At 64.1% G+C, this 24,904-nt stretch carries 24 protein-coding genes and 1 other RNA gene; 14 read left to right on the top strand and 11 right to left on the bottom strand.

The features are described 5' to 3' along the window. The first annotated feature begins 140 nt into the window (after window positions 1–140). The gene (locus tag V6Z91_RS02560; protein ID WP_175424636.1) at window positions 141–314 is read left to right on the top strand and encodes a hypothetical protein; all 174 of its coding nucleotides are present in this window, start codon (window positions 141–143) and stop codon (window positions 312–314) included. Window positions 315–652: 338 nt separating this feature from the next. On the opposite strand, the gene groL is transcribed toward V6Z91_RS02560, so the two are convergent. Both groL and groES read right to left on the bottom strand, forming a co-directional pair. Beyond that, window positions 653–2,299 carry a chaperonin GroEL gene (gene groL / locus V6Z91_RS02555; protein ID WP_338766308.1) on the bottom strand — a complete coding sequence of 549 codons (1,647 nt, stop codon included), beginning with the start codon at window positions 2,297–2,299 and terminating at the stop codon, window positions 653–655. A 42-nt stretch (window positions 2,300–2,341) separates the two neighbouring features. Beyond that, window positions 2,342–2,632, bottom strand: coding sequence for a co-chaperone GroES (groES, locus tag V6Z91_RS02550; RefSeq protein WP_338766305.1), 291 nt, complete (start codon window positions 2,630–2,632; stop codon window positions 2,342–2,344). A 255-nt stretch (window positions 2,633–2,887) separates the two neighbouring features. Here groES and V6Z91_RS02545 point away from each other — a divergent pair, with 255 nt between their 5' ends. The 6 genes from V6Z91_RS02545 (at window position 2,888) to V6Z91_RS02520 (ending at window position 4,870) form a co-directional block, all read left to right on the top strand. Further along, window positions 2,888–3,097 carry a hypothetical protein gene (locus V6Z91_RS02545; protein ID WP_338766303.1) on the top strand — a complete coding sequence of 70 codons (210 nt, stop codon included), beginning with the start codon at window positions 2,888–2,890 and terminating at the stop codon, window positions 3,095–3,097. Window positions 3,098–3,252: 155 nt separating this feature from the next. Beyond that, the gene (locus tag V6Z91_RS02540; protein WP_338766302.1) at window positions 3,253–3,489 is read left to right on the top strand and encodes a hypothetical protein; all 237 of its coding nucleotides are present in this window, start codon (window positions 3,253–3,255) and stop codon (window positions 3,487–3,489) included. After that, window positions 3,486–3,797 carry a cell division protein ZapA gene (locus V6Z91_RS02535; RefSeq protein ID WP_338766299.1) on the top strand — a complete coding sequence of 104 codons (312 nt, stop codon included), beginning with the start codon at window positions 3,486–3,488 and terminating at the stop codon, window positions 3,795–3,797. The genes V6Z91_RS02540 and V6Z91_RS02535 overlap by 4 nt, the downstream gene beginning before the upstream one ends. 46 nt (window positions 3,798–3,843) lie before the next feature. After that, a non-coding RNA gene (ssrS, locus tag V6Z91_RS02530) (6S RNA) lies at window positions 3,844–4,024 on the top strand. Window positions 4,025–4,133: 109 nt separating this feature from the next. Beyond that, window positions 4,134–4,598, top strand: a complete 465-nt coding sequence (locus V6Z91_RS02525; RefSeq protein WP_338766297.1) for an EVE domain-containing protein — start codon at window positions 4,134–4,136, stop codon at window positions 4,596–4,598. Beyond that, window positions 4,568–4,870, top strand: a complete 303-nt coding sequence (locus V6Z91_RS02520; protein WP_338766294.1) for a TfoX/Sxy family protein — start codon at window positions 4,568–4,570, stop codon at window positions 4,868–4,870. Before V6Z91_RS02525 ends, V6Z91_RS02520 begins: the two co-directional genes overlap by 31 nt. Before the next feature lie 7 nt (window positions 4,871–4,877). Here the strand turns inward: V6Z91_RS02520 and lgt are convergent, their stop codons facing one another. After that, entirely contained in the window at window positions 4,878–5,699 is an 822-nt protein-coding gene (lgt, locus tag V6Z91_RS02515; RefSeq protein ID WP_338766291.1) for a prolipoprotein diacylglyceryl transferase, read from the bottom strand. Next, window positions 5,699–6,595, bottom strand: coding sequence for a LysR family transcriptional regulator (locus tag V6Z91_RS02510; protein ID WP_338766288.1), 897 nt, complete (start codon window positions 6,593–6,595; stop codon window positions 5,699–5,701). Before V6Z91_RS02510 ends, lgt begins: the two co-directional genes overlap by 1 nt. Window positions 6,596–6,726: 131 nt before the next feature. Here V6Z91_RS02510 and ilvD point away from each other — a divergent pair, with 131 nt between their 5' ends. Together ilvD and V6Z91_RS02500 are read left to right on the top strand one after the other, a co-directional pair. Next, a complete protein-coding gene (gene ilvD / locus V6Z91_RS02505) occupies window positions 6,727–8,589 on the top strand; it encodes a dihydroxy-acid dehydratase (protein WP_338766285.1) in 1,863 nt (620 codons plus the stop codon). Between the two features lie 510 nt (window positions 8,590–9,099). Next, complete coding sequence (locus tag V6Z91_RS02500; protein ID WP_338766282.1) at window positions 9,100–9,411, top strand: c-type cytochrome; 312 nt, start codon at window positions 9,100–9,102, stop codon at window positions 9,409–9,411. Window positions 9,412–9,456: 45 nt separating this feature from the next. Here V6Z91_RS02500 and V6Z91_RS02495 read toward each other — a convergent pair whose 3' ends face one another. From V6Z91_RS02495 to folD, 6 genes are all read right to left on the bottom strand, one after another. Continuing rightward, window positions 9,457–10,587: a branched-chain amino acid ABC transporter substrate-binding protein gene (locus V6Z91_RS02495; RefSeq protein WP_338766279.1), complete on the bottom strand. Its 1,131-nt coding sequence runs from the start codon at window positions 10,585–10,587 to the stop codon at window positions 9,457–9,459. A 117-nt stretch (window positions 10,588–10,704) separates the two neighbouring features. Beyond that, entirely contained in the window at window positions 10,705–11,829 is a 1,125-nt protein-coding gene (locus tag V6Z91_RS02490) for a branched-chain amino acid ABC transporter substrate-binding protein (protein WP_338766276.1), read from the bottom strand. A 150-nt stretch (window positions 11,830–11,979) separates the two neighbouring features. Beyond that, window positions 11,980–12,420 (bottom strand): hypothetical protein, encoded by a 441-nt coding sequence (locus V6Z91_RS02485; protein WP_338766273.1) that lies wholly within the window; start codon window positions 12,418–12,420, stop codon window positions 11,980–11,982. After that, window positions 12,417–12,842, bottom strand: coding sequence for a DNA polymerase III subunit chi (locus V6Z91_RS02480; RefSeq protein WP_338766270.1), 426 nt, complete (start codon window positions 12,840–12,842; stop codon window positions 12,417–12,419). Before V6Z91_RS02480 ends, V6Z91_RS02485 begins: the two co-directional genes overlap by 4 nt. Window positions 12,843–12,990: 148 nt before the next feature. After that, window positions 12,991–15,075: a M3 family metallopeptidase gene (locus V6Z91_RS02475; RefSeq protein WP_338766267.1), complete on the bottom strand. Its 2,085-nt coding sequence runs from the start codon at window positions 15,073–15,075 to the stop codon at window positions 12,991–12,993. 41 nt (window positions 15,076–15,116) lie between these two features. Next, a complete protein-coding gene (folD, locus tag V6Z91_RS02470; protein ID WP_338766265.1) occupies window positions 15,117–15,962 on the bottom strand; it encodes a bifunctional methylenetetrahydrofolate dehydrogenase/methenyltetrahydrofolate cyclohydrolase FolD in 846 nt (281 codons plus the stop codon). Between the two features lie 478 nt (window positions 15,963–16,440). Here folD and aceE point away from each other — a divergent pair, with 478 nt between their 5' ends. The 4 genes from aceE (at window position 16,441) to V6Z91_RS02450 (ending at window position 23,236) form a co-directional block, all read left to right on the top strand. Then, the gene (aceE, locus tag V6Z91_RS02465) at window positions 16,441–19,137 is read left to right on the top strand and encodes a pyruvate dehydrogenase (acetyl-transferring), homodimeric type (protein WP_338766262.1); all 2,697 of its coding nucleotides are present in this window, start codon (window positions 16,441–16,443) and stop codon (window positions 19,135–19,137) included. 21 nt (window positions 19,138–19,158) lie between these two features. Next, window positions 19,159–20,832: a dihydrolipoyllysine-residue acetyltransferase gene (gene aceF, locus V6Z91_RS02460; RefSeq protein ID WP_338766260.1), complete on the top strand. Its 1,674-nt coding sequence runs from the start codon at window positions 19,159–19,161 to the stop codon at window positions 20,830–20,832. Window positions 20,833–20,844: 12 nt separating this feature from the next. Continuing rightward, window positions 20,845–22,698 (top strand): dihydrolipoyl dehydrogenase, encoded by a 1,854-nt coding sequence (lpdA, locus tag V6Z91_RS02455; RefSeq protein ID WP_338766258.1) that lies wholly within the window; start codon window positions 20,845–20,847, stop codon window positions 22,696–22,698. Window positions 22,699–22,858: 160 nt separating this feature from the next. Next, window positions 22,859–23,236: a lysozyme inhibitor LprI family protein gene (locus tag V6Z91_RS02450; protein ID WP_338766255.1), complete on the top strand. Its 378-nt coding sequence runs from the start codon at window positions 22,859–22,861 to the stop codon at window positions 23,234–23,236. 32 nt (window positions 23,237–23,268) lie between these two features. Here the strand turns inward: V6Z91_RS02450 and V6Z91_RS02445 are convergent, their stop codons facing one another. Continuing rightward, entirely contained in the window at window positions 23,269–24,261 is a 993-nt protein-coding gene (locus tag V6Z91_RS02445; RefSeq protein WP_338766252.1) for a helix-turn-helix domain-containing protein, read from the bottom strand. Window positions 24,262–24,341: 80 nt separating this feature from the next. Here V6Z91_RS02445 and V6Z91_RS02440 point away from each other — a divergent pair, with 80 nt between their 5' ends. Next, complete coding sequence (locus V6Z91_RS02440) at window positions 24,342–24,650, top strand: DUF1272 domain-containing protein (RefSeq protein WP_338766249.1); 309 nt, start codon at window positions 24,342–24,344, stop codon at window positions 24,648–24,650. Window positions 24,651–24,904 lie beyond the last annotated feature (254 nt).

Below are 24,904 nucleotides of genomic sequence, written 5' to 3'. Positions count from 1 at the left end.
GCTTGATGCGGCGCAAAAGCGTATCGTGCAAGCGTCTGAAAACGTTGTTCAAGCGGGACGTTTCGCTTAAAAAAACAGCAGAGGGATCGAAAAGCGGGTGTATATTGAATCCACAACAACCACGGAACAGGAGACGCAAGATGGATATGGAACCGGACGACCGCACCGGGCGCTATGTTGGCTTCGGTATCAGCCTGGGTGCAGCGATCGGCTGCGCGATCGGTGTTGCAATGGGTAACTTCGCGATGGGCATTGGCCTCGGTGTCGGCGTCGGCAGCGCCGTCGGCGCGGGCCTGGCGCGACGTCGGCCCTGAGCATCACCACCTGCGATGTGCTTGGACGGCTGCTGCGGCAGCCGTTGTTGTTTGTGCCGGTCCCGACCAGCGAGTCAGGCGGGCATGAGTCCCCCGAAGCAGGAAAATGAGCAGGAAAATGGGGACGAGGAAAATGGGGACGCGAGGAAAATGGGGACGTACCCCATTTTCCAGGAAATATTGCTCAGAAAATGGGGGTGGAGCAGGGGTTTCGCGGAGCATGCTCCGCGCCCGCGGAACGGTAAGAGCCTGCGGGCTCCTACTCTCCGGACCATTCACCATAAAAAAGGCCGCTTCCGGGGAAGCAGCCTTTTCAGATGTATCGGCTAAGCCGGCAATTACATCATGCCGTCCATGCCACCCATGCCACCCATACCGCCCATGCCACCCATGCCGGCGGCAGGCTTGTCTTCCACCACTTCGGCGACCATGCAGTCGGTCGTCAGCATCAGGCCGGCGATCGATGCGGCGTTTTGCAGTGCCGAGCGGGTGACCTTGGCCGGATCCAGCACGCCCATTTCGACCATGTCGCCGTAGGTGCCGTTGGCGGCGTTGTAGCCGTAGTTGCCGGTGCCGGACAGCACGGCGTTCACGACCACGGACGACTCTTCACCGGCGTTCTGCACGATCATGCGCAGCGGCTCTTCCATCGCGCGCAGCACGATCTTGATGCCGGCTTCCTGGTCGGGGTTGTCGCCCTTGATGTTCAGGGAAGCGCGAGCGCGCAGCAGGGCAACACCACCGCCCGGCACGATGCCTTCTTCCACGGCAGCGCGGGTAGCGTGCAGTGCATCTTCCACGCGGGCCTTCTTCTCTTTCATCTCGACTTCGGTCGCGGCACCCACCTTGATCACGGCAACACCGCCGGCCAGCTTGGCCACGCGCTCTTGCAGCTTTTCACGGTCGTAGTCGGAGGTCGCTTCTTCGATCTGCACGCGGATCTGCTTGACCCGGCCTTCGATGCCAGCGGCTTCGCCGGCGCCGTCGATGACGATCGTGTTTTCCTTGCCCACTTCGATGCGCTTGGCCTGGCCCAGTTCGGCCAGCGTGACTTTTTCCAGCGTCAGGCCGACTTCCTCAGCCACCACCTGGCCGCCGGTCAGCACGGCGATGTCTTCCAGCATGGCCTTGCGACGGTCGCCGAAGCCAGGAGCCTTCACGGCGCAGGTCTTCAGGATGCCACGGATGTTGTTGACCACCAGGGTCGCCAGCGCTTCGCCTTCGATGTCTTCGGCGATGATCAGCAGCGGACGGCCAGCCTTGGCAACTTGCTCCAGCACCGGCAGCAGGTCGCGGATGTTCGAGATCTTCTTGTCGAACAGCAGCACGAACGGGTTTTCCAGGACGGCGACTTGCTTTTCCTGGTTGTTGATGAAGTACGGCGACAGGTAGCCGCGGTCGAACTGCATGCCTTCCACGATGTCCAGCTCGTCGTTCAGCGACTTGCCGTCTTCCACGGTGATCACGCCTTCCTTGCCCACTTTTTCCATTGCTTCAGCGATGCGCTCGCCGATCGAAGCATCGGAGTTCGCCGAGATCGCGCCAACCTGGGCGATTTCCTTCGAGGTGGTGCACGGCTTGGCGATGTTCTTCAGTTCCTCGACGGTGGCGGCCACGGCCTTGTCGATGCCGCGCTTCAGGTCCATCGGGTTCATGCCGGCGGCCACGAACTTCATGCCTTCGCGCACGATCGCTTGTGCCAGCACGGTCGCGGTGGTGGTGCCGTCACCGGCGTTGTCGGAGGTCTTCGATGCGACTTCCTTCACCATCTGCGCGCCCATGTTCATGAGCTTGTCTTTCAGTTCGATTTCCTTGGCGACCGAGACACCGTCCTTGGTCACGGTCGGGGCGCCGAACGAGCGCTCCAGCACCACGTTGCGGCCTTTCGGGCCCAGCGTTACCTTGACCGCGTTGGCCAGAATGTTCACGCCTTCAACCATCTTGGCGCGCGCTGCGTCGCCGAAAATCACTTCTTTAGCTGCCATGTAAAATTCTCCTGAATCTGTTCAAAAGGGGACGGCGTCGTATTACTTGTTGACGACGGCCAGGATGTCTTCTTCGCGCATCACCAGCAGTTCTTCGCCGTCAACCTTGACAGCCTGGCCGGAGTACTTGCCGAACAGAACTCGGTCGCCGACTTTCACTTCCAGTGCACGCACGGTGCCGTTGTCGGCAACCTTGCCGTTGCCCACTGCCAGCACTTCACCCTGGTCCGGCTTCTCGGCGGCGGCATCAGGGATGATCAGGCCCGACGCGGTCTTGGTTTCCTGGTCCAGGCGTTTGACGATGACGCGATCGTGCAAGGGGCGAAGGTTCATACAAAAACTCCTTATGTACAGTGAGGTTGTGATCTTTGTTAGCACTCTCGGCTAACGAGTGCCAACAATTATAGGGATGGTGATATTTGATTTCAAGAGAATTCATATTGGAAAAACGTCTAAGCGGCCGGCTTCGCGCAACAGGCGGTCGATCGGCCTCTTTGTGTTTTGACAAAGCCGCGCCGCAGGCGCAAACTGTCCGTTCGCATTCGTCGGCATTCGACACCCCAGCGGTCGGTTCGAACGCATGGCTCGATGTCGTTGGCGATGTCGGTTGCGATGTCGATTGCGATGTATTTCCGTGGTTACTCCAACCTTAGCGAGGCTGCGATGTTCCAGACGAAATTACCGAGAGACTTCCACGCGCCGGAGTGGGTGCGCGTGGCCATCAACGTGGCGGCCGGCGCGGCGCTCGGCGTGCTGTTCGGCGGCGCAATGTTGCTGGTCATCGGCGCGATCACCTAAGAGCGCTAACGTACATGCCGCCGCCCCCAAGCGGCCATCCCGGCTGTCGCCGCCATCGACCCGTGCGGCGACTTTGCCGGCCATTAAGATGTAATTAAGTGTAGAAGGTTGCCGATTCGGTTGACCCCGTTATCGCGCAGCCCTATAGTGGCGGGATGATTGCAGATTTCCAAGAACTTTCCGACAAGATCGAGCAGTTGGCCGAGCTGACGCAGTCATTGCGTCGCGAGAATGCGCAGCTGCGCCAAGCCAATGCGGCGCTTGTCGCTGAAAATCTCGGCCACCAGAAGCGGCTGGCCGAAGCGCATGCACGCGTGTCGGCGTTGCTGGAACATATCCCCCCGCTGGAGTCGGCGGACGCCAACCCCGAGAAAGAGGACCTCCAATCATGAGCAACGTGGACGTCAACATCCTGGGCTCGTCGTACCGCCTCGTCTGCAAGGACGGTGAAGAACGCGCGCTGCGCGAGGCCGCCGCGCTGCTGGACAAGAAAATGACCACCATTCGCGACACCGGCAAGGTGAAGGGCAACGACCGCATCGCCGTGATGGCCGCGCTGTCGATGGCGGCCGAGTTCCTGACGGCGAAGGCGCCGGCCGGGCCGCTGTCCGAAATCTCCCTGCTGGAGGTGCAGCACAAGATCGCCGCGATGCACCGCATCCTCGACAGTGCGCTGACCCCGCAGGAAAATCTCTTCTGACGCACGATAGGACTTTCCCTCGATCGGTTTGAGGAGTAAACTACGCGTCACCCTGCGGTGTTCGAGAAGTGCCATATATTCCTTGAACCATTTACACGCATAGGTTGCGGAAAATTGTTTGGCGGGAGTGAGCGTCGCTAGTCCGATGAACCCGAAGTTGAACTGACTGTGACCGCCTTGAACCGTAAGGTTCAGGATGCCGGCATGACGGCACAGGCGGGGCCTTATTCAATAGAGAAGCGGTTGCATGCATCGCAAGGTGCGCAACCGTTTTTTTTACGTCCGCACTTTACGTCCGCTTTTACGTCTGTCCATATCGAACGCGGGAGACAATCCATGCCGAAGCAATACTGGTTGATGAAGTCCGAACCCGATGACGTCAGTTTCGACGACGTGCTGGCGGCGCGGGACCAGACCACGTCGTGGTACGGCGTGCGCAACTACCAGGCCAGGAACTTCATTCGCGACGGCATGCAGGTCGGCGACGGCGTGCTGTTCTACCACTCCAGCTGCGCGGTGCCCGGCATCGCCGGTATCGCGGAAATCGCCAGCACGCCCTATCCCGATGCCACCCAGTTCGATCCGAAGAACCCGTACTACGATCCCAAGGCCACGCCGGAACACCCCCGCTGGATCGGCATCGACGTCAAGGCCGTGAAGAAGGGCCGCTACGTGGACCTGAAGCAATTGCGCAGCCACCCGGAATTGGAGAACATGCGCCTGCTGGCCAAGGGCAGCAGGCTTTCCGTGATGCCGGTGGAGCCGGCGGAATGGCGCTTCATCCTGAAGCTGATCGGGTGATGGACGAGGCGCCCGTCAGCAGCCTGCGCGGCCTGGGCCCGAAGTCCGGTGCGGTGCTGGCCCGCGTGGGCATCCACGGCGCGCGGCAGTTGCGCGAGCACGACCCGTTCGAAGTCTATCGACGCTTGAAGGAAGCGGTGCCGGGAACGTCGCTGAACATGCTGTATGCGCTCCTCGGGGCGATCGAGGGCCGGCACTGGCAGGACATCCAGCGCGAGCGCAGGACCGAGATCCTGCTGCGCCTGGAGCAAATGGGGCTGGCGCCCCGCTGATGCGGCCCTACGCCGCCGCCGGGGCCGTGCCCCGGACATTGCGGCGGTACGACCACACCAGCATGGCGATGGCCGCCACGATCATCGGCAGCGACAGCACCTGGCCGGAGGTGATGGGCAGGCCCAGCACGGTGGTTTCCCAGTCCGGCGTGCGGAAATACTCGGTGAAGAAGCGTGCGCACCCGTACAGCAGCGTGTACATGGCACCCACCGCCAGGCGCGGGCGGGCATGGCGCGCGAACAGCCACAGGATGATGAACACGAGGATGCCGTCCACCAGCATCTGGTAGATCGGCGAGGGGTGGCGCGGCAGCGCATCCACGTTCGGCCAGATCATCGCCCATGGCAGGTTCGGGTCCGCCACGGGGCGGCCCGGCAGTTCGGCGTTGATGAAGTTGCCCAGGCGGCCGGCGGCATACCCGAGCGGCACCATCGGCGCGATGAAGTCGTACACGTCCAGCAGGTTGCGCCGGGCCTTGCGGGCCCAGAACCACATGGCGACCAGCACGCCGAGGAAGCCGCCGTGGAAGCTCATGCCGCCGTGCCAGACCTTGAAGATCTCGATCGGATTGGCGAAGAAGTACTCGGGGCGGTAGAACAGCACTTCGCCCAGGCGGCCGCCGATCACCACGCCCAGCATGCCGTAGAACAGCATGTCGTCCAGGTCCTGGTTCTTCCAGCCCAGGGCGGCGATGTGCGGCTGCCTGATGCGCACGCGGCCCAGCACGATGAACAGCGTGAACGCCAGCACGTACATCAGGCCATACCAGTGAATCGCGACGGGGCCGATGTGGAGGGCGACGGGGTCGGGCATCGGGTGGATCAGCATTACAGTCTCTTTCTCATCAAATCCAGGAAGCCCTTGAGAACGGGCGAGGTATTGTCACGGCGCCAGGCCAGGCCGGTCTCCACGAGAGGCGTGGTCTGCGCCAGCGGCCGGTATTCTACTCCCGGGCGCCGCAGGTTGGAGACCGATTGTGGCACAAGTGCGATCCCCATGCCGGCCGAGACGAGGCTGACGATCGTCTGCATCTGGATCGCTTCCTGCCCGATCGTGGGCGTGATGCCGGCGGCGCGGAACACGGCCAGGATCGCGTCGTACAGGCCGGGCGAGATCGGGCGCGGGAAGATGATCAAAGGCAGCGGCGGCAGCGTGCGCAGGTTCGCCTCGTGCTTGCCGCGCAACTCCGGCAGGTCGGCCGGCGACGCGAGGATCAGCGGCTCGGTCAGTACGGGCAGGTATTCCAGCTCGGCCCGGGCTTTGTCCGGCAGCGGCGGGATCAAGAGGCCGGCGTCGACGCGGCCGTGCATCAGTTCCTCCAGTTGCAGGTCGGACGTTGCTTCCTGCAGCGTGATGTGCACCTGCGGAAAGGCGGCGCGATAGGCGCGCAGCGAAGGGGGCAGCACGCTGTAGTCGGCGGAGGAAACGAAGGCCAGCACCAGCTTGCCCGTGGCGCCCGAGGCGGCGCGCTTGACGAGGTCCGGCAACTCGCCGGCCTGCGCCAGCAGCCGCCGCGCTTCCGGCAGCAGCGCCTCGCCGGCCGCGGTGAGCGCCACGCCACGGCGGTTGCGGTCGAACAGCAGGGCGCCCAGCATGTCTTCCAGCGCGAGGATCGTTTGCGACAGCGGTGGTTGCGTCATGTGCAGGCGCCGGGCCGCGCGGCCGAAGTGCAATTCCTCGGCCACGGTGACGAAATAGCGCAGCTGGCGAAGTTCGATATTCATCCGTGTTCAGTGATAGCTATAGTGAATCACAGACCATTAAATCATATATTTGACAACTAAGGCGAGACGGCGCAAGCTGGTGCACTTTCACGCGTTACCGCGCCTTACCGAACAAGTCTGAGGAGACAGTCATGCCTACCTACCGTTCCTACACCACCACCCAGGGCCGCAACATGGCCGGCGCCCGCGCGCTGTGGCGCGCCACCGGCATGAAGGATGGCGATTTCACCAAGCCGATCATCGCCGTGGTGAACTCGTTCACGCAATTCGTGCCCGGCCACGTGCACCTGAAGGACCTGGGCCAACTGGTGGCCCGCGAGATCGAGGCGGCCGGCGGCGTGGCCAAGGAATTCAACACGATCGCCGTCGACGACGGCATCGCCATGGGCCACGGCGGCATGTTGTATTCGCTGCCGTCGCGCGACCTGATCGCCGATTCGGTCGAGTACATGGTCAACGCCCACTGCGCGGACGCGATGGTGTGCATCTCGAACTGCGACAAGATCACCCCGGGCATGCTGATGGCCGCGATGCGCCTGAACATCCCGGTGGTGTTCGTGTCCGGCGGGCCGATGGAAGCGGGCAAGGTGCTGAAGGTCGTCAACAACGACAAGAAGATCATCAAGCTGGACCTGGTGGACGCCATGATCAAGGCCGGCGACAGCACGGTGTCCGATGCCGACGTGGCGGAGATCGAGCGCTCGGCCTGCCCGACCTGCGGTTCCTGCTCCGGCATGTTTACCGCGAACTCGATGAACTGCCTGACCGAGGCGCTGGGCCTGTCGCTGCCGGGTAACGGCACGATCGTGGCCACGCACGCGGACCGCAAGGAACTGTTCCTGCGCGCCGGCCGCCTGATCGTGGAAATCACCAAGCGCCACTACGAAGAAGACGATTACTCGGTCCTGCCGCGCAACATCGCCAGCAAGGCGGCCTGGGAAAACGCCATGGCCCTGGATGTGTCGATGGGCGGTTCCACCAACACCGTGCTGCACCTGCTGGCCGCCGCGCACGAGGCCGAAGTGCATTTCACGATGGCCGACATCGACCGCATCTCGCGCAACGTGCCATGCCTGTGCAAGGTGGCGCCGATGACGGACAAGTACCACATCGAGGACGTGCACCGCGCCGGCGGCATCATCGCCATCCTGGGCGAGCTGGCACGCGCCGGCCTGCTCGACACGTCGCTGCCGACCGTGCACTCGAAGACGCTGGGCGAGGCGATCGAGAAATACGACATCAAGCGCAGCGATGATCAAGCTGTACATCAATTGTTCCGCGCCGCGCCGGGCGGCGTGCCCACGCAGGTGGCGTTCTCGCAATCGGAACGCTACGACACGGCCGACCTGGACCGCGCCACCGGCTGCATCCGCGACCGCGAGCACGCGTACTCGCAGGATGGCGGCCTGGCGGTCCTGTACGGGAACATCGCCGAGAAGGGCTGCATCGTGAAGACGGCCGGCGTGGATGAAAGCATCCTGAAATTCTCCGGCAAGGCGCGCGTGTTCGAAAGCCAGGACGCGGCGGTCGAAGGCATCCTGGGCGACACGGTGCATGCCGGCGACGTGGTCATCATCCGCTACGAAGGCCCGAAGGGCGGCCCGGGCATGCAGGAAATGCTGTACCCGACGTCGTACATCAAGTCCAAGGGTCTCGGTAAAGCGTGCGCGCTGTTCACGGACGGCCGCTTCTCCGGCGGTTCATCGGGTCTCGTGATCGGCCACGCCTCGCCGGAAGCGGCCGAGGGCGGCGCGATCGGCCTGGTGGAAGAGGGCGACATGATCGACATCGACATCCCGAACCGCACGATCAACCTGCGCGTGACGGCCGAGGAACTGGCGCACCGCCGGGCGAACATGGAAGAACGCGGCGCGGCCGCCTGGCAGCCGGTCAACCGCGTGCGCGCCGTCTCGCAGGCTCTGCGCGCCTACGCCGCGCTGACCACGTCCGCCGACCGCGGCGCCGTGCGCGACCTGTCCCAGCTGAAGCGGTGAAGCCATAGGGTGGCGGAGCAGTGCTCCGCCACACCCTCCCACTACTAGCGGTTGAGCTCGTGTCTCTCGGTGCCAGGCACCGAGGGACACGAGCTCGGCTGTAGCCTTATTTGCGTTTCGAGGCGCCGAAACGGCCGTCGACCCGGTCCTTCCGCCGCTTCGTGTCGACATCGTGCGCCTTGCGCTTGTCCAGCCCAGCATCGGTTCGACGAACTCGAACCAGATGAAGGCGGCCACCATCAGCCCCACGATCCACCACCACGACAGGTCGGAGAAACGCCAGACTTCGAAAAAGCGCAGGGCAGACAGTGCAAGAATGGCAAGGATGATGGGCATGGCGAACTCCGGTGACAGGCCATGGTACTTACATTAGTTACGTATGGCAACAATTTAGGGCCGCCGCCCGGGTCAACGGAATACCCGAGCGCTTCGTTGTGGCAATAGACGCTATACGTACCTGCTGATGGGAAAAGCGTTAGAATCACCAGCGGATTTTATTTGGAGAAATCGATGAAACGTTTCGTAATCGGTGCAATGGTAGTGGGCTCGGCTTTCGTGTCGCAGGCGGCAATGGCGAACGCAGACCTGGCGAAGGCAAAGAACTGCATGGCGTGCCACGCCGTTGCGAACAAGCTGGTGGGGCCGGCCTACAAGGATGTGGCCGCCAAGTACGCGGGCCAGAAGGATGCGGAAGCCAAGCTGGTGACCAAGATCATCAAGGGTGGTTCGGGTGTGTGGGGCGCGATCCCGATGCCTGCGAACCCGCAGGTGAGCGAGGCGGATGCGCGCACGCTCGCCAAATGGATCCTGGCGCAGAAATGATCTTCTGCGCAGCGATGTGAAAAACCGGGCAGTGCCCGGTTTTTTTTATTTCACGACCTCGATCAAGGTCTTCTTCCCACCACGGAAGGTGAACAAGGTCAGCGCGCCATCCTTGATGTCGCCGAACTGGTCGAAGGCGATCGTGCCGGTAATGCCCGGGTAGCTCACCTTCGCCAGGCTCGGCAGGTACTGCTTCGGATCGGCCGACTTGGCCGCCGCCATCGCGGTCGCCATCGCCATCACCGCGTCATACGAATACGGCGCGTAGATCTGCAATTCCTGGCCGTAGCGCTTGCGGTAGCGGCCGGCGAATTCTTCCATCTTCTTTTGCTGGGCCGGCGTCACGCCGCCTGCCTCCGCGCAGACGATCGAATCGTCGCCCGCCGTCGGGCCGGCCAGTTTCGGCATCGCTTCCGTGCAGATGCCGTCACCGCCCATCAGCTTCGTCTTGATGCCCAGTGCCTTCATCTGGCGCAGCAGCGGGCCGCCCACCGAATCCATGCCGCCGAAGAAGACCAGGTCGGGGTTCTTCGACTTGATGCTGGTGAGGATCGCGTTGAAGTCGGTGGCCTTGTCGTTGGTGAATTGCTTGTCGACGATCTGCGCGCCTTTTGCGCCCTTGACGAACTCGGTAGCCACGCCCATGCCGTAGGCGGTGCGGTCATCGATCACGGCGATGCGCTTCGCGCCCAGCTTCTCGACCGCGTACTTGCCCAGCGTGCCGCCCAGCTTCAGGTCGTTCGCCACCACGCGGAACGTGGTGTTGAACTTCTGCCGCGTGTAGACCGGGCTGGTGGCCGATGCCGAGATCTGCGGAATGCCGGCGTTGTAGTAGATGCGCGAGGCGGGGATCGAGGTGCCCGAGGTCTGGTGGCCGATCACGCCGTTGACCTTGCTGTCCGCCAGCTTTTGCGCGGCCGCCGTGGCCTGCTTCGGCTCGGCCGCGTCATCCTCGGCCATCAGCACGAATTTGACGGGCTTGCCGCCGATCTGGAAGCCCTTGGCGTTCAAGTCTTCCACGGCCATGCGCGCGCCGTTCGACGTGTCCGTGCCCAGGTGGGCGGACTGGCCCGACAGCGGGCCGACGTAGCCGATCTTGACCACTTCCTGCGCCATCGCGCCAGTCGATGCCGCCAGCGCGGCGCCAATGGCGAGGGAAATCAGCTTTTGTTGCATATGCGTTTTACTCCAATCCTTATGCGGCCATCATATATGAGCCGCTGAAAAAACAAAGGCCGTCCACCAGGGACGGCCGCGGGAGGTGTTGGACACCCCGTCTCCCGTTGTTATCGGTTATTTCACGACTTCCATCTTCGTCTTCTTGCCGCCCGTGTACGTGAACAGCGTGAGCGCGCCATCGTTGATGTCGCCGTACTGGTCGAACGTGATCAGGCCGGTCACGCCCTGGTACTTAACCTTCTTCAGGAATGGCAGGTACTGCTTCGGATCGCTCGAGCCGGCATCCTGCATCGCCTGGGCCAGGGTCATCACGGAGTCGTACACGTACGGTGCGTACAGCTGCACTTCCTGGTTGTACGCCTTCTTGTAGCGGGCCCGGAACTCGTCCATGTTCTTCTGCAGTTCCGGCGGCACGCCACCGGCTTCGGCGCAGGTGACCACGCCATCGGCCGCGGCCGTGCCGGCCAGGCGCGGCAGCGCGTCCGTGCAGACACCGTCGCCGCCCATGAACTTGGCCTTGATGCCCAGCGCCTTCATCTGGCGCAGCAGCGGGCCGCCGACCGCGTCCATGCCGCCGAAGAACACCAGGTCAGGGTTCTTCGCCTTGATGCTGGTGAGGATCGCGTTGAAGTCGGTGGCCTTGTCGTTGGTGAACTGCTTGTCCACGATCTGGGCACCCTTGGCGCCCTTGATGAACTCGGTTGCCACGCCCATGCCGTAGGCGGTGCGGTCGTCGATCACGGCGATCTTCTTGGCGCCCAGCTTCTCGACGGCATACTTGCCCAGCGTGCCGCCCAGCTTGGAATCGTTCGCCACCACGCGGAACGTGGTATTGAATTTCTGCTTCGTGTAGACGGGGTTCGTGGAAGCCGGCGACACCTGCGGAATCCCGGCATTGTAATAGATGCGCGAGGCCGGCACCGTGGTACCGGAGTTCAGGTGGCCCACCACGCCGTTGACCTTGGCATCGACGAGCTTCTGGGCCACGGTCGTGCCCTGTTTCGGGTCGGCGCCGTCGTCTTCCAGGACGAGCACGAACTTGACGGGCTTGCCGCCAATCTTGATGCCCTTCGCGTTCAGGTCATTGACCGCCATGTTCGCGCCGTTCTCGTTATCCTTGCCGAGGTGCGACTGGGGGCCGGAGACCGGGCCCACGTGGCCGATCTTGACAATCTCCTGCGCGCCCGCCGAGCCCGCGAAGGCGAGGGCGATGGCAACTGCGATGAACTTCGTCTGCATACTCGTCTCTCCAATGTAGGTAATGGATGTCTCGTGAACATCATCTGGCGAGAAGGTACAACAAATTTTTCAATTGGCAAAGACGCAAATGACGTTTGTTGCAGGGCGCACCGGGAGAGGGCGTCCATGCACCAGCCGGGGCTGGCTTTTTCACCCTTTTTGTGCCCGCAATGACGCCAGTTCCTCCTGCACCGCCGTCGTTACCACTTCGGCGACCGATTCGCCGAGGCCGGTGCGCAGTTCGGCGGCCAGGGTTTGCAGCACCCCCTCCAGGCGCTCGGCGACCAGCGCGTCCACGCGCGGCGCCAATTGCTGGAGGATACGGTCGGCAAGCGCCTGTTCGATGGCGGCCAGGTCGATGGCGGGCGCAGCGGGCACTGCTTCCTCCGGCTCGGCGGGAATGACAAGGTCGATTTCCGGGGGCGGCACGAGGACCGACACCGGGACCGCCGCCGCCGTGCCGGTGCGCCAGACGGCCGGCTTGCACGGCGCGGGCGCCGGCGTCGCGACGGGCACGGGGGCGGCAGGAACCTCCTGCAACACTTCGGTCAGCACGGGAATGCCGGCATCGAACGGCGCGGAGGTGCTCATGGCTTGCCCACGTTGAGGTGGGCGGGCTTGAAGTCCTGCCGTTTATAGGAGACGAAGCGGATGCGGCCGGCTGCCGCGTCGTCTTCGTCGGCGGCGACCACTTCGATCAGACGCGGGAAATTCTCGAACTGCGCCGGCGCGCGGCGCGCCAGGTTCACCAGCAGGTCGGCCTGCGGCAGCTCCACGTCGTCGCTGTCGGCCAGCACGATGGGCGTATCCGGCGCCAGCGGGTCGTTCGCGTGCACATGGGGCAGGAAATCGACATCCGACACGGCCCACAGCGCCGCATCGAAGCGGGCCAGCTGGGCGCTGTCTTCCGTCATCACGACGATGCGGTTCTTCGCGCCGTAGGCTTTCCGCACCAGGCGGCAGGCGTAGGCGATCTTGTCGGGGACGTTGGTGTGGAAATCGATGCGGGTCATGGCCGCTATTGTAGCGCGGCCAAGCGCGGCAAACCCGCGAGCCGAACCCCGGTGACAGGCACCGCCCGGTGACAGGCACCGGGTTTTTTGAAATGTTTCCGGAAAACCGGTGCCTGTCACCGGTGTTGCCGCTGTCGCGCTGTTGCGGTTATGCAGCCATGCCGCTGTGGCGCAGCAGGGCGTCGATCTGCGGCTCGCGCCCCCGGAACGCCGTGAACGACTCCAGCGCCGGCCGCGAACCGCCGACCGACAGGATCTCGTGCAGGAACTTGCGGCCCGTGTCCACTACGCGCTGGTCGGCGCCTTCCAGCCCGGCCGCTTCCTCGAAGGCCGCGTAGGCGTCGGCGGACAGCACCTCGGCCCACTTGTAGCTGTAGTAGCCGGCCGCGTAGCCGCCGGCGAAGATGTGGCCGAACGAGTTCTGGAAGCGGTTGAACGACGGCGGGACGATCACGGCGAAGCGCTTGCGCACGTCGTCGATCACGTCCTGCACCGAGCGGCCCGACTCCGGGTCGTAGTCGTAGTGCAGGTGCATGTCCAGCAGCGAGAATTCCACCTGGCGCAGCGTCTGCAGGCCGGACTGGAAGTTCTTCGCCGCCAGCATCTTGTCGTACAGCGCGCGCGGCAGCGGCTCGCCCGTCTTCACGTGCGCGGTCATGTGCGACAGTACGTTCCACTCCCAGCAGAAGTTTTCCATGAACTGCGACGGCAGTTCCACCGCATCCCATTCCACGCCGGCGATGCCGGACACGCCCAGTTCCTCGACCACCGTCAGCATGTGGTGCAGGCCATGGCCGAATTCGTGGAACAGCGTGATCACTTCATCGTGCGTGAACAGCGCGGGCTGCACCTTGCCGTCGATGACGGCCGGTTCCGTGAAGTTGCAGGTGAGGTAGGCGATCGGGGTCTGCAACTGGCCGCCTTCCACGCGGCGGCTACGCGCATCGTCCATCCACGCGCCGCTGTTCTTGCCCGGGCGGGCGTACAGGTCCAGGTAGAACTGGCCCACCAGGTCGCCATCGCGCTCGATGCGATAAAAGCGCACGTCCTGGTGCCACGTGGGCGCCTCGTCCGGCAGGATCATCACGCCGAACAGGTTCTGCACCAGCTTGAACAGGCCGTCGATCACTTTATGTTCGGGGAAGTACTGCTTCACTTCCTGCGCCGAGAATGCGTAGCGATGCTGCTGCAGTTTTTCGGAAGCATAGGGCAGGTCCCAGGCGTTCAATTCCGTGAGCCCCAGGTGCTCGGCCGCGAACGTGCGCAGTTCCTCCAGGTCCTTCTCGGCATACGGGCGGGCGCGCTTGGCGAGATCTTCCAGGAAGCCGATCACCTGCTCGGGGCTCTGCGCCATCTTCGGCACCAGCGACACCTCGGCGAAGTTCTTGTAGCCCAACAACTGCGCCTCTTCCGCGCGCAGCTTCAGGAGCGTGACGATGTTGGCGCTGTTATCCCACTTCTCACGCTCGGAAAATACGTCGCCCAGCTCGGATGCCTTGGTCGCGTTGGCGCGGTAGACCTTCTCGCGCAGCGCGCGGTTGTCCGCGAATTGCAGGATCGGGTAGTAGGACGGGAAGTGCAGCGTGAATTGCCAGCCCTGCTTGCCTTCCTTCTCCGCCAGCGATTTCGCGGCGTGCTTGACGTCGTCCGGCAGGCCGGCCAGTTCCGCCTCATCGGTGACGAGCAGTTTCCAGTCGTTCGTGGCATCGAGCACGTTTTCAGAGAAGCGCGTCGACGTGGCCGCATGTTCTTCCTGGATCGCCGCGAAGCGTTCCTTCTGCTCCGGCGGCAGCTCGGCGCCGCCCATCCGGAAGTCGCGGATCGCGTTTTCCACGATGCGCTTGCGTGCGGGGGACAGGGTGGCGAATTCCGGCGAGGCCTGCAGCGCCTTGTACTTGGCGAACAGCGCCTCGTTCTGCGCCAGCTCGGTCCAGAACTCGGTCACCTTCGGCAGGTTCTCGTTGTAGGCGGCGCGCAGTTCCGGCGTGTCCGCCACATTGTTCAGGTGACTGACGATGCCCCAGGCACGGCCGAGCAGCTCCGTGGCGTTTTCCAGCGGCGTCACGAAGTTGTGCCACGTCACCGGGTCCACTGGCGCTTCCAGCTGGGTTACCACTTCCCGGTTCTTCGCGAGCAGCTCGTCGATGGCCGGCGTCACGTGTTCCGGCCGGATCGCGTCGAAACGCGGCAGGCCGCCAAAGTCCAGCAGGGGGTTGTCAGTCGTCATCGTCATTCCTATGGTTGGCGAGCCGTGCCCGGCTCATTCAATACTATTCAGCCGCGTTCGGCCGATTCGATGGTGTTCATCAACAGCATCGTGATCGTCATCGGACCCACGCCGCCCGGTACCGGCGTAATGTGCGCGGCCACTTCCTTGATGGCGGCAAAATCCACGTCCCCGCACAACTTGCCATTATCGTCGCGATTCATGCCCACATCGATCACGATTGCGCCCGGCTTCACCATGTCGGCAGTCAGCGTGTTGCGGCGGCCGACGGCCGCCACGATCACGTCCGCCTGTTTTGTATACACGGACAGATCCGGGGTCGCGCTGTGACAGATGGTGACGGTGGCGTTGGCCTGCAAGAGCAGCAATGCCATCGGTTTGCCGACCGTGTTGCTGCGGCCGATTACCACGGCATGCTTGCCGCGCAGGTCGAAGCCGGTCGACTCGATCAGTTTCATGCAGCCGTACGGCGTGCAGGGACGGAAGCCGGCCAGGCCGGTCATCAGTTCACCGGCCGACAGCACGGAGTAGCCGTCCACGTCCTTCGACGTGGAAATCGCCTCGATGACCTTGTGCGGATTGATGTGCTTGGGCAGCGGCATCTGGACCAGGATGCCGTGGATAGCCGGGTCCTCGTTCAGGGCGGCGATACGGTCGAGCAGCGCCTGTTCGGTCAGGTCGGCGTCGTATTTTTCCAGCACGGAGTGGATGCCGACATCGCCGCAAGCCTTCACCTTGTTGCGCACATAGACCTGGCTGGCCGGGTCTTCGCCCACCAGGATCACGGCCAGGCCGGGTTGCCTGCCTTGGGCGGTCAGTGCGGCGGCGCGCGAAGCGATTTCGGCGCGCAGTTTTTGGGAGAGGGCGATTCCGTCGATCAGTTGGGCAGACATGGTGATTGGCTAATGGTGGGATGAAAGACCGACATTATAAAACGGCGGGAAAGGAGGCGGCTCTTCCCGGCGCCCCGCGTGATATGGGCAAAGGTGTTGCAAGTTTCCTACGCCAGCTGATCCGGCGCCGAGCGTCGAACCGGCGAGAAGGCGCTGGAAGTGTGACCGATGGTGCAGTGCGGCGCGGCTTCCCGATTCGTGCGAGCGCCGCGGCCCACCACTCTGCGGCGTACGCCATCGACTGCTCAATCCGATGATTTTTATCTCTTCATTAACACGCTGGTGCCAGCATTCATGCGGCATCGCAGCATTCCGTCATAGGGAAATTTCACATTATAAAATCCTCTTTCGTATTTTGAAAAAGCGGAATTTCACTGTTAGAATCCCCACACTTCGTAAAGTCTTGGTAAATAATCACCCCTCGCGTCCGCCACGATCGAAGATCGGTCCGGGCCAAATCACTTAGGAGACTAGATAGATGTCAGCTCAACTTGACCAGGTCACGGCCCAAACCGCCAACGATCCGGACGCACAGGAAACCAAGGAATGGCTCGAGGCGCTCGAGGCGGTCCTGGAAAATGAAGGACCGGACCGCGCGCACTACCTGATGGAACGCCTGGTCGACCTGGCCCGCCGCCGCGGCGCCCAGATCCCGTTCTCCGCCACCACCGCCTACGTCAATACCATCCCCGCCCACCTCGAAGCACACTGCCCCGGCAACCTCGAATACGAGGAGCGCCTGCGCTCGTGGATGCGCTGGAACGCGATGGCGATGGTCGTGAAGGCCAACCGCGCCGATGGCGACCTGGGCGGCCACCTGTCCTCGTTCGCCTCGCTGGCGAACATGCTGGGCATCGGCTTCAACCATTTCTGGAAAGCCCCGTCGGAAAACCACGGCGGCGACCTGCTGTACATCCAGGGCCACTCGTCGCCCGGCGTGTATGCGCGCGCCTTCCTGGAAGGCCGCCTGACCGAGGAGCACCTGCTGAACTTCCGCCGCGAAGTCGACGGCAAGGGCCTGTCGTCGTACCCGCACCCGAAACTGATGCCGGACTTCTGGCAGTTCCCGACCGTGTCGATGGGCCTGGGCCCGCTGATGGCGATCTACCAGGCGCGTTTCCTGAAGTACCTGCACGCGCGCGGCATCGCCAATACCGACGGCCGCAAGGTGTGGGCCTTCTGCGGCGACGGCGAAATGGATGAACCGGAATCGATGGGCGCGATCGGCATGGCCGCGCGCGAGATGCTGGACAACCTCGTCATCGTGGTCAACTGTAACCTGCAGCGCCTGGACGGCCCGGTGCGCGGCAACGGCAAGATCATCCAGGAACTGGAAGGCGAATTCCGCGGCGCCGGCTGGAACGTGGTCAAAGTCATCTGGGGCCCGGGCTGGGACGAACTGCTGGCCAAGGACAAGGAAGGCATCCTGCAGCGCGTGATGATGGAAACCGTCGACGGCGAATACCAGAACTACAAGGCCAAGGATGGCGCCTACGTGCGCAAGCACTTCTTCGGCAAGCATCCGAAGCTGCTGCAAATGGTCGCCAACATGAGCGACGACGATATCTGGCGCCTGACCCGCGGCGGCCACGACCCGCACAAGATCTACGCCGCCTTCAAGGTCGCCCAGGAAGCCCAGGGCAAGCCGACCGTGCTGCTGGTGAAGACCGTCAAGGGCTTCGGCATGGGCAAGTCGGGCGAGGCGCGCAACACGGCGCACCAGACCAAGAAGCTGGACGACCAGGCAATCCGCGAAATGCGCGACCGCTTCAACATCCCAATTCCGGACGACAAGCTGGCCGAGATTCCGTTCTTCAAGCCGTCCGACGACGCGCCCGAGATCAAGTACCTGCATGAGCGCCGCAAGGCACTGGGCGGCTACCTGCCGGCCCGCCGCGTGAAGGCCGACGAAACCCTGGTGGTGCCGCCGCTGGAGGCATTCAAGTCCGTGCTGGAACCGACCGCGGAAGGCCGCGAGATCTCCACCACGCAGTCGTTCGTGCGTATCATCACCGCGCTGCTGCGCGACCAGAGCCTGGGCCCGCGCGTCGTGCCGATCCTGGTCGACGAATCGCGTACCTTCGGCATGGAAGGCCTGTTCCGCCAGATCGGCATCTTCAACCAGCAGGGCCAGCTGTACGAGCCGGTGGATAAAGACCAGGTGATGTACTACCGCGAAGACAAGGCCGGCCAGATCCTGCAGGAAGGCATCAACGAAGCGGGCGGCATGAGCTCGTGGATCGCCGCGGCAACGTCGTACTCGACCAACAACCGCGTGATGCTGCCGTTCTTCACGTACTACTCGATGTTCGGCATGCAGCGCGTGGGCGACCTGGCCTGGGCCGCGGGCGACATGCGCGCCCGCGGCTTCCTGATGGGCGGTACCGCCGGCCGCACGACGCTGAACGGCGAAGGCCTGCAGCACGAAGATGGCCACAGCCACCTGTTCGCCGCGGCGATCCCGAACTGCCTGCCGTACGACCCGACCTTCGGCCACGAACTGGCGGTGATCGTGCATGACGGCCTGCGCCGCATGGTGACGGAACAGGAAGACGTGTTCTACTACATCACCATCATGAACGAGAACTACGCTCATCCAGGCCTGAAGCCGGGCCAGGAAGAGGGCATCCTGAAGGGCATGTACCTGCTGCAGGAAGGTTCCAAGGACGCCAAGGAGCGCGTGCAGCTGGTGGGCTCCGGCACGATCCTGCGCGAATCGATCTTCGCCGCCGAGCTGCTGGAGAAGGACTGGGGCATCGCCGCCGACGTGTGGTCCGCTCCGTCGCTGACCCTGGTGGCGCGCGACGGCCAGGACGCCGAGCGCTGGAACCTCGTGAACCCGACCAAGGAACAGCGCGTACCGTACGTGACCGGCCTGCTTCAGAACACGCAGGGTCCGATCATCGCCACGACCGACTACATGCGCCTGTACGCCGAGCAGATCCGCGCGTTCATGCCGAAGGGCCGCACCTACCGCGTGCTGGGCACCGATGGCTTCGGCCGTTCGGACAGCCGCGCCAAGCTGCGCGAGTTCTTCGAGGTGAACCGTTACTACATCACGGTGGCCGCGCTGCGTTCGCTGGCCGACGAAGGCAAGATCGACATCTCCGTCGTGGAGCAGGCGGTCGCCAAGTACGGCCTGAACCCGAACAAACCCAATCCGGTGACCCAATAACGAGAATACGGAGCAAACGCTATGAGCATTGTGGAAGTCAAAGTCCCGGATATCGGTGATTTCAAGGAAGTCGAAGTCATCGAGCTGATGGTGAAGGTCGGCGACACGATCAAGGTCGACCAGTCGCTGATCACCGTCGAATCGGACAAGGCGTCGATGGAGATTCCATCGTCCGCCGCCGGTGTCGTCAAGGAATTGAAAGTGAAGGTCGGCGACAAGGTGGCCGAAGGCACGCTGCTGTTGCTGCTGGAAGCGGACGGCGCGGCCGCCGCGCCGGCTTCGGCCGCTGCTGCTCCGGCCGCGGCACCTGCCGCCGCCGCGCCGGCACCAGCTCCCGCGCCCGCCCCGGCTCCGGCCGCGGCCGCCGGCCCGGTAGAGGTGAAGGTTCCCGACATCGGCGACTTCAAGGAAGTGGAAGTGATCGAAGTGATGGTCAAGGTCGGCGACACGATCAAGAAGGACCAGTCGCTGATCACCGTCGAATCGGACAAGGCATCGATGGAAATCCCGTCGTCGCAGGACGGCGTGGTAAAGGAAATCAAGGTCAAGGTCGGCGACAAGGTGGCCGAAGGCTCGCTGGTGCTGATCGTCGAATCGACGGGCGGCGCTGCCGCCGCTCCTGCTGCTGCCGCTGCCGCGCCGGCACCTGCTCCGGCGGCGGCCGCGGCACCTGCGCCCGCACCGGCTCCGGCCGCTGCGCCGGCATCGGCACCCGCTGCTGCTCAGGCAACAAGCGCGGCCAGCACCGGCGTCTCGGGCAAGCTGGCCCACGCCTCGCCGTCCGTGCGCAAGTTCGCCCGTGAACTGGGCGTGGATGTTTCGAAAGTGCCGGGCACTGGTCCGAAGAACCGCATCACCCAGCAGGACGTGCAGAACTACGTGAAAGGCGTGATCGCCGGCGCAGCCGCTGCCCCGACCGCCGCTCCCGCCGCCGCCGGTGGCGGCGCGGGCCTGAACCTGCTGCCGTGGCCGTCGCTGGACTTTTCCAAGTTCGGCGAGACGGAACTGCAGCCGCTGCCGCGCATCAAGAAGATCTCCGGCCCGAACCTGCACCGCAACTGGGTGATGATCCCGCACGTGACGCAGTTCGAGGATGCCGACATCACCGACCTGGAAGCGTTCCGCGTCGAGACCAACAACGCCAACGCGAAGAACAAGGATGCCGCCAAGCTGACCATGCTGGCCTTCGTGATCAAGGCATCGGTCGCCGCGCTCAAGAAGTACCCGGCGTTCAACTCCTCGCTCGATGCGAAGGGCGAGAACCTGATCCTGAAGAAGTACTACAACATCGGCTTCGCGGCCGATACGCCGCAAGGCCTGGTGGTGCCGGTGGTGAAGAACGCCGACCAGAAGAGCGTGTCGCAGATCGCCCGCGAAATGACGGAACTGTCGCTGGCGGCCCGCGAAGGCAAGCTGAAGCCGGCCGACATGCAGGGCGCCACGTTCACGATCTCGTCGCTGGGCGGCATCGGCGGCTCGCACTTCACGCCGATCGTGAATGCGCCGGAAGTGGCGATCCTGGGCCTGTCGAAAGCTTCGATGAAGCCCGTGTGGGACGGCAAGCAGTTCGCGCCGCGCCTGATGATGACGCTGTCGCTGTCGTACGATCACCGCGTGATCGACGGCGCGTCCGGTGCCCGCTTCGCTGTCTACCTGGCCGAAGTGCTGGGCGACATGCGCAAAGTGCTGCTGTAAGGAGCCCGCCACATGAGCATCGTTGAGGTAAAAGTACCGAATATCGGCGACTTCAAGGAAGTCGAAGTCATCGAGATCATCGTCAAGGCCGGCGACACGATCAAGGTCGACCAGTCGATCGCCACCGTGGAATCGGACAAGGCATCGATGGAGATCCCGTCCACGCACGCCGGCGTGGTGAAGGAATTGAAGATCAAGGTGGGCGACAAGGTGAGCGAAGGCTCGCTGCTGTTGTTGCTGGAAGAAACCGCCGGCGCTGCCGCTTCTGCACCGGCAGCGGCACCGGCTGGCGTTCCCGCATCGCCCGTGGCCCAGCCCGCCGAAAAGGGCGAGGCTCCCGGCCAGGCAGCCCCAGTGTACGGCGGCCCCGCCGTCGCGGCGCCCGCCTCGTCTCCCGCCTCGTCCGGCCCGGCGCCTGCCGCCGGCTCGTACTCCGGCAATGTCGACATCCAGTGCGACATGATGGTGCTGGGCGGCGGCCCCGGCGGCTACTCGGCCGCCTTCCGCGCCGCGGACCTGGGCTTGAACACCGTGATCGTCGAACGCTACGCCACGCTGGGCGGCGTGTGCCTGAACGTGGGGTGCATCCCGTCGAAAGCGCTGCTGCACCTGGCTGCCGTGATCGATGAAACGTCGCATATGGCCAAGCATGGCGTGAAGTTCGCCAAGCCCGAAGTCGACATCGACGAAGTGCGCAAGTACAAGGAAGGCGTGATCGGCAAGATGACCGGCGGCCTGGCCGGCATGGCCAAGGCGCGCAAGACCCAGGTCGTGCAAGGCGTGGGCCAGTTCGTCAGCCCGAACCACATCGAAGTGACGGGCCCGGACGGCACGAAGAAGGTCGTGCAGTTCAAGCAGGCGATCATCGCCGCCGGCTCCTCGGTCGTGAAGCTGCCGTTCATTCCGGAAGATCCGCGCATCGTCGATTCGACTGGCGCGCTGGAACTGCGCTTCATCCCGAAACGCATGCTGGTGATCGGCGGCGGCATCATCGGCCTGGAAATGGCCACCGTGTACTCCACGTTCGGTGCGCGCATCGACGTGGTCGAGATGATGGATGGCCTGATGCAGGGCGCCGACCGCGATGCCGTGAAGATCTGGCAGAAGTACAACGCGGCCCGCTTCGACAACATCATGACCAAGACGAAGACGGTGGGCGTGGAAGCGCTGCCCGAAGGGATCAAGGTCACGTTCGAAGCTGCCGAAGCCGGCGCCAAGGCACCGGAACCGCAGATCTACGACATGGTGCTGGTGGCCGTGGGCCGCAGCCCGAACGGCAAGAAGATCGCCGCCGACAAGGCCGGCGTGCAGGTGACCGACCGCGGCTTCATCAACGTCGACAGCCAGATGCGCACCAACGTGCCGCACATCTTCGCCATCGGCGACCTGGTGGGGCAGCCGATGCTGGCGCACAAGGCCGTGCACGAAGGCCACGTGGCCGCCGAAGCGGCCGTGGGGCAGAAGTCGCACTTCGATGCATCCGTGATTCCGTCCGTCGCCTACACCGATCCGGAAGTGGCATGGGTCGGCCTGACGGAAGACGAAGCGAAGGCCAAGGGCATCAAGGTCGAGAAGGGCCACTTCCCGTGGGCCGCCTCGGGCCGCGCCGTGGCCAACGGCCGCGACGAAGGCTTCACGAAAGTGCTGTTCGATGCGGAAACCCACCGCATCGTCGGCGGCACCATCGTGGGCACGCACGCGGGCGACATGATCGGCGAGATCGCGCTGGCGATCGAGATGGGCGCCGACGGCACCGACATCGGCAAGACGATCCACCCGCACCCGACCCTGGGCGAGTCGATCGGCATGGCCGCCGAAGTGTACGAAGGCGTGTGCACGGACTTGCCGCCGGTGCGCAAGCGCTGATCCTTCATCGCCGTTGCATCCCAACGCCACCTCCGGGTGGCGTTTTCACAACGGGGACTGTCCCCGAACTTTTACAACACATCCTGTTGTAAAAAATCGGGGACAGTCCCCGTTGTCATCAAACGACAATGCCCGCACTTCATTTACACAGGAGCCATGCATGAAGACCATCGCCATCGCAGCTGGAATGTTCTTGCTGACGGCGTCCACCGCCTGGGCCGTGGATTGCGCCAAGGCGGTCGCCACGCCCGACCTCAACGAATGTGCCGCCCAGGAGCAGAAGGCGGTCGAGGCCAGGCTGAACAGTACGTATCAGAAGGTGCTCAAGGCGCTCGAGGAGCGCGACGAGAACCATGTGGAAACGCGCAAGAAGTTTGTCGCGGCCCAGCGCGCATGGATCAGGTTCCGCGAAGCCGATTGCAGCGCCGCTTACCAGTACTACATCGACGGCTCCATGCGCAACCTCGTGCACATCGGCTGCATGCAGAAGCGCGCGGAGCAACGGATCAAGGAGCTGGACGCCTTCCTCGGACCGTAAGCGACAACGTGCCCATCCTCTGGCGCGGGGCCTCAGCCGAAGCGCGCCCGATAGTCGCCCGGCAGCACTCCCAGGCGCTGCGTGAACGCTCGCCGCAGGTTGTATTCGCTGCCGTGGCCGCTGCGCCGCGCGGCTTCCTTCACCGTCATCCGCGGCCGCTCCAGCAACTGGCACGCCGCTTCGAGCCGCAGCCGGGCCAGTAACTGCGCCGGCGTAACGTCGGCCTCCTGCCTCAGCCGGCGGTGCAGCGTGCGCACGGAGAGCGCGCAGGCCGCGGCCATCTGTTCCACGTCCAGTTCCTTCGCGAGCCGCGGCCGCAGCCATGCGGTCAGCTGCCCGGTGACGCCTTCGGGCACCGCCTGCGCCAGCAGCTCGGCGCTGAATTGCCGCTGCCCGCCCGGCCGTTTCAGGAACAGCACCATGCGCCTGGCGACCGCCAGCGCGGCGGCGCGGCCCAGGTCTTCCTCGACAAGGCTCAGCGCCAGGTCCATGCCGGCGCTGATGCCGGCGGAGGTGCGGAACTTGCCGTCGCGGACGTGGATGGCATCGTCCTGGACGTCGATCGAAGGGTGTTCGGCCCGCAATGCGTCGACATCCTGCCAGTGCGTGACGGCGCGGCGCCCGTCGAGCAGGCCGGCCCTCGCCAGCACGAATGCACCGGTACACACCGAGCAGCAACGCGCCACGTTCGCACTGGCGCCCGCGACCCAGCGCAGCACCGCCTCGCCATCGGCCGTTGCTGCCGACGGCAGTGCCGCGCCGCCGCCGCCCGCCACCACCAGCGTGCCGCCTGCCAGCGCGCGGCGCGGCAGCGGCGCGGCCAGCATCGCGACGCCGGCCGACGAGGCGATGGCGCCGCCGCCATGGGCGACCAGGTGGATGCGGTAGGGCTCGGGCAGGCCGGCGTCGCGCGCTTCGTCGTTGGCGCTGGCAAAGACCTGGATCGGCCCCGTGGCGTCGAGCAGCAAGAAGCCGGGGAATACCAGCAGCCAGATATCGATGGGTCGTCGGGGATCATTGCGCATGTGGCAGATATTCATCCTTCGTTGTCATTCCTGTCAATCGCGGCGGGCCCAGAATGCCGGTGATGAATGAAGGAGAAGCCATGCTCGAACTGCGACCCACCTGCGAACACTGCAACAAGGCACTGCCGCCCGACGCGACGGATGCGCGCATCTGTTCCTACGAATGCACGTTCTGCGCCGGGTGCGTCGACGGCCTGTTGCACAACGTTTGCCCGAACTGCGGCGGCGGCTTCGTGCCCCGGCCCGTGCGGCCGGCGCGCAACTGGAAGAACGCTAATTACCTCGGCAACGACCCCGCGCGCACGGCGCCGAAGTACCGGCCGGTGGATGCCGCCGCGCACGCGGTATTCGCGGCGGCGATCGCGGACATCGCGCCCGAGCGGCGGTGAGATACCGCCGCTACTGCGCGATTACGCCAGCTGGCAGTGGAAGCGCCCATCGGCGCAGGCGCAGGTGAGCCGGAAGCGCCCGCCGCTGTAATAAGCCGGATGGCGCTGGGACATTCCCAGCGTGCCCGTTGCAATGCTGTCGTGGAAAACCGCCAGTTTTGCCACCCTTCCAGTTTGGCAGCATCGACGCCCAGCTTCCCTAGGGCTACGGTCTTGCATTTGGATTTGCCAATGATATACTCCATGCTGGCGTG

The organism is Massilia sp. METH4 (assembly GCF_037094685.1).
Lineage (GTDB): Bacteria > Pseudomonadota > Gammaproteobacteria > Burkholderiales > Burkholderiaceae_D > Rugamonas.
Note: the sequence above shows the minus strand (reverse complement) of the source record. Positions and strands in the feature narration are given on the sequence as shown.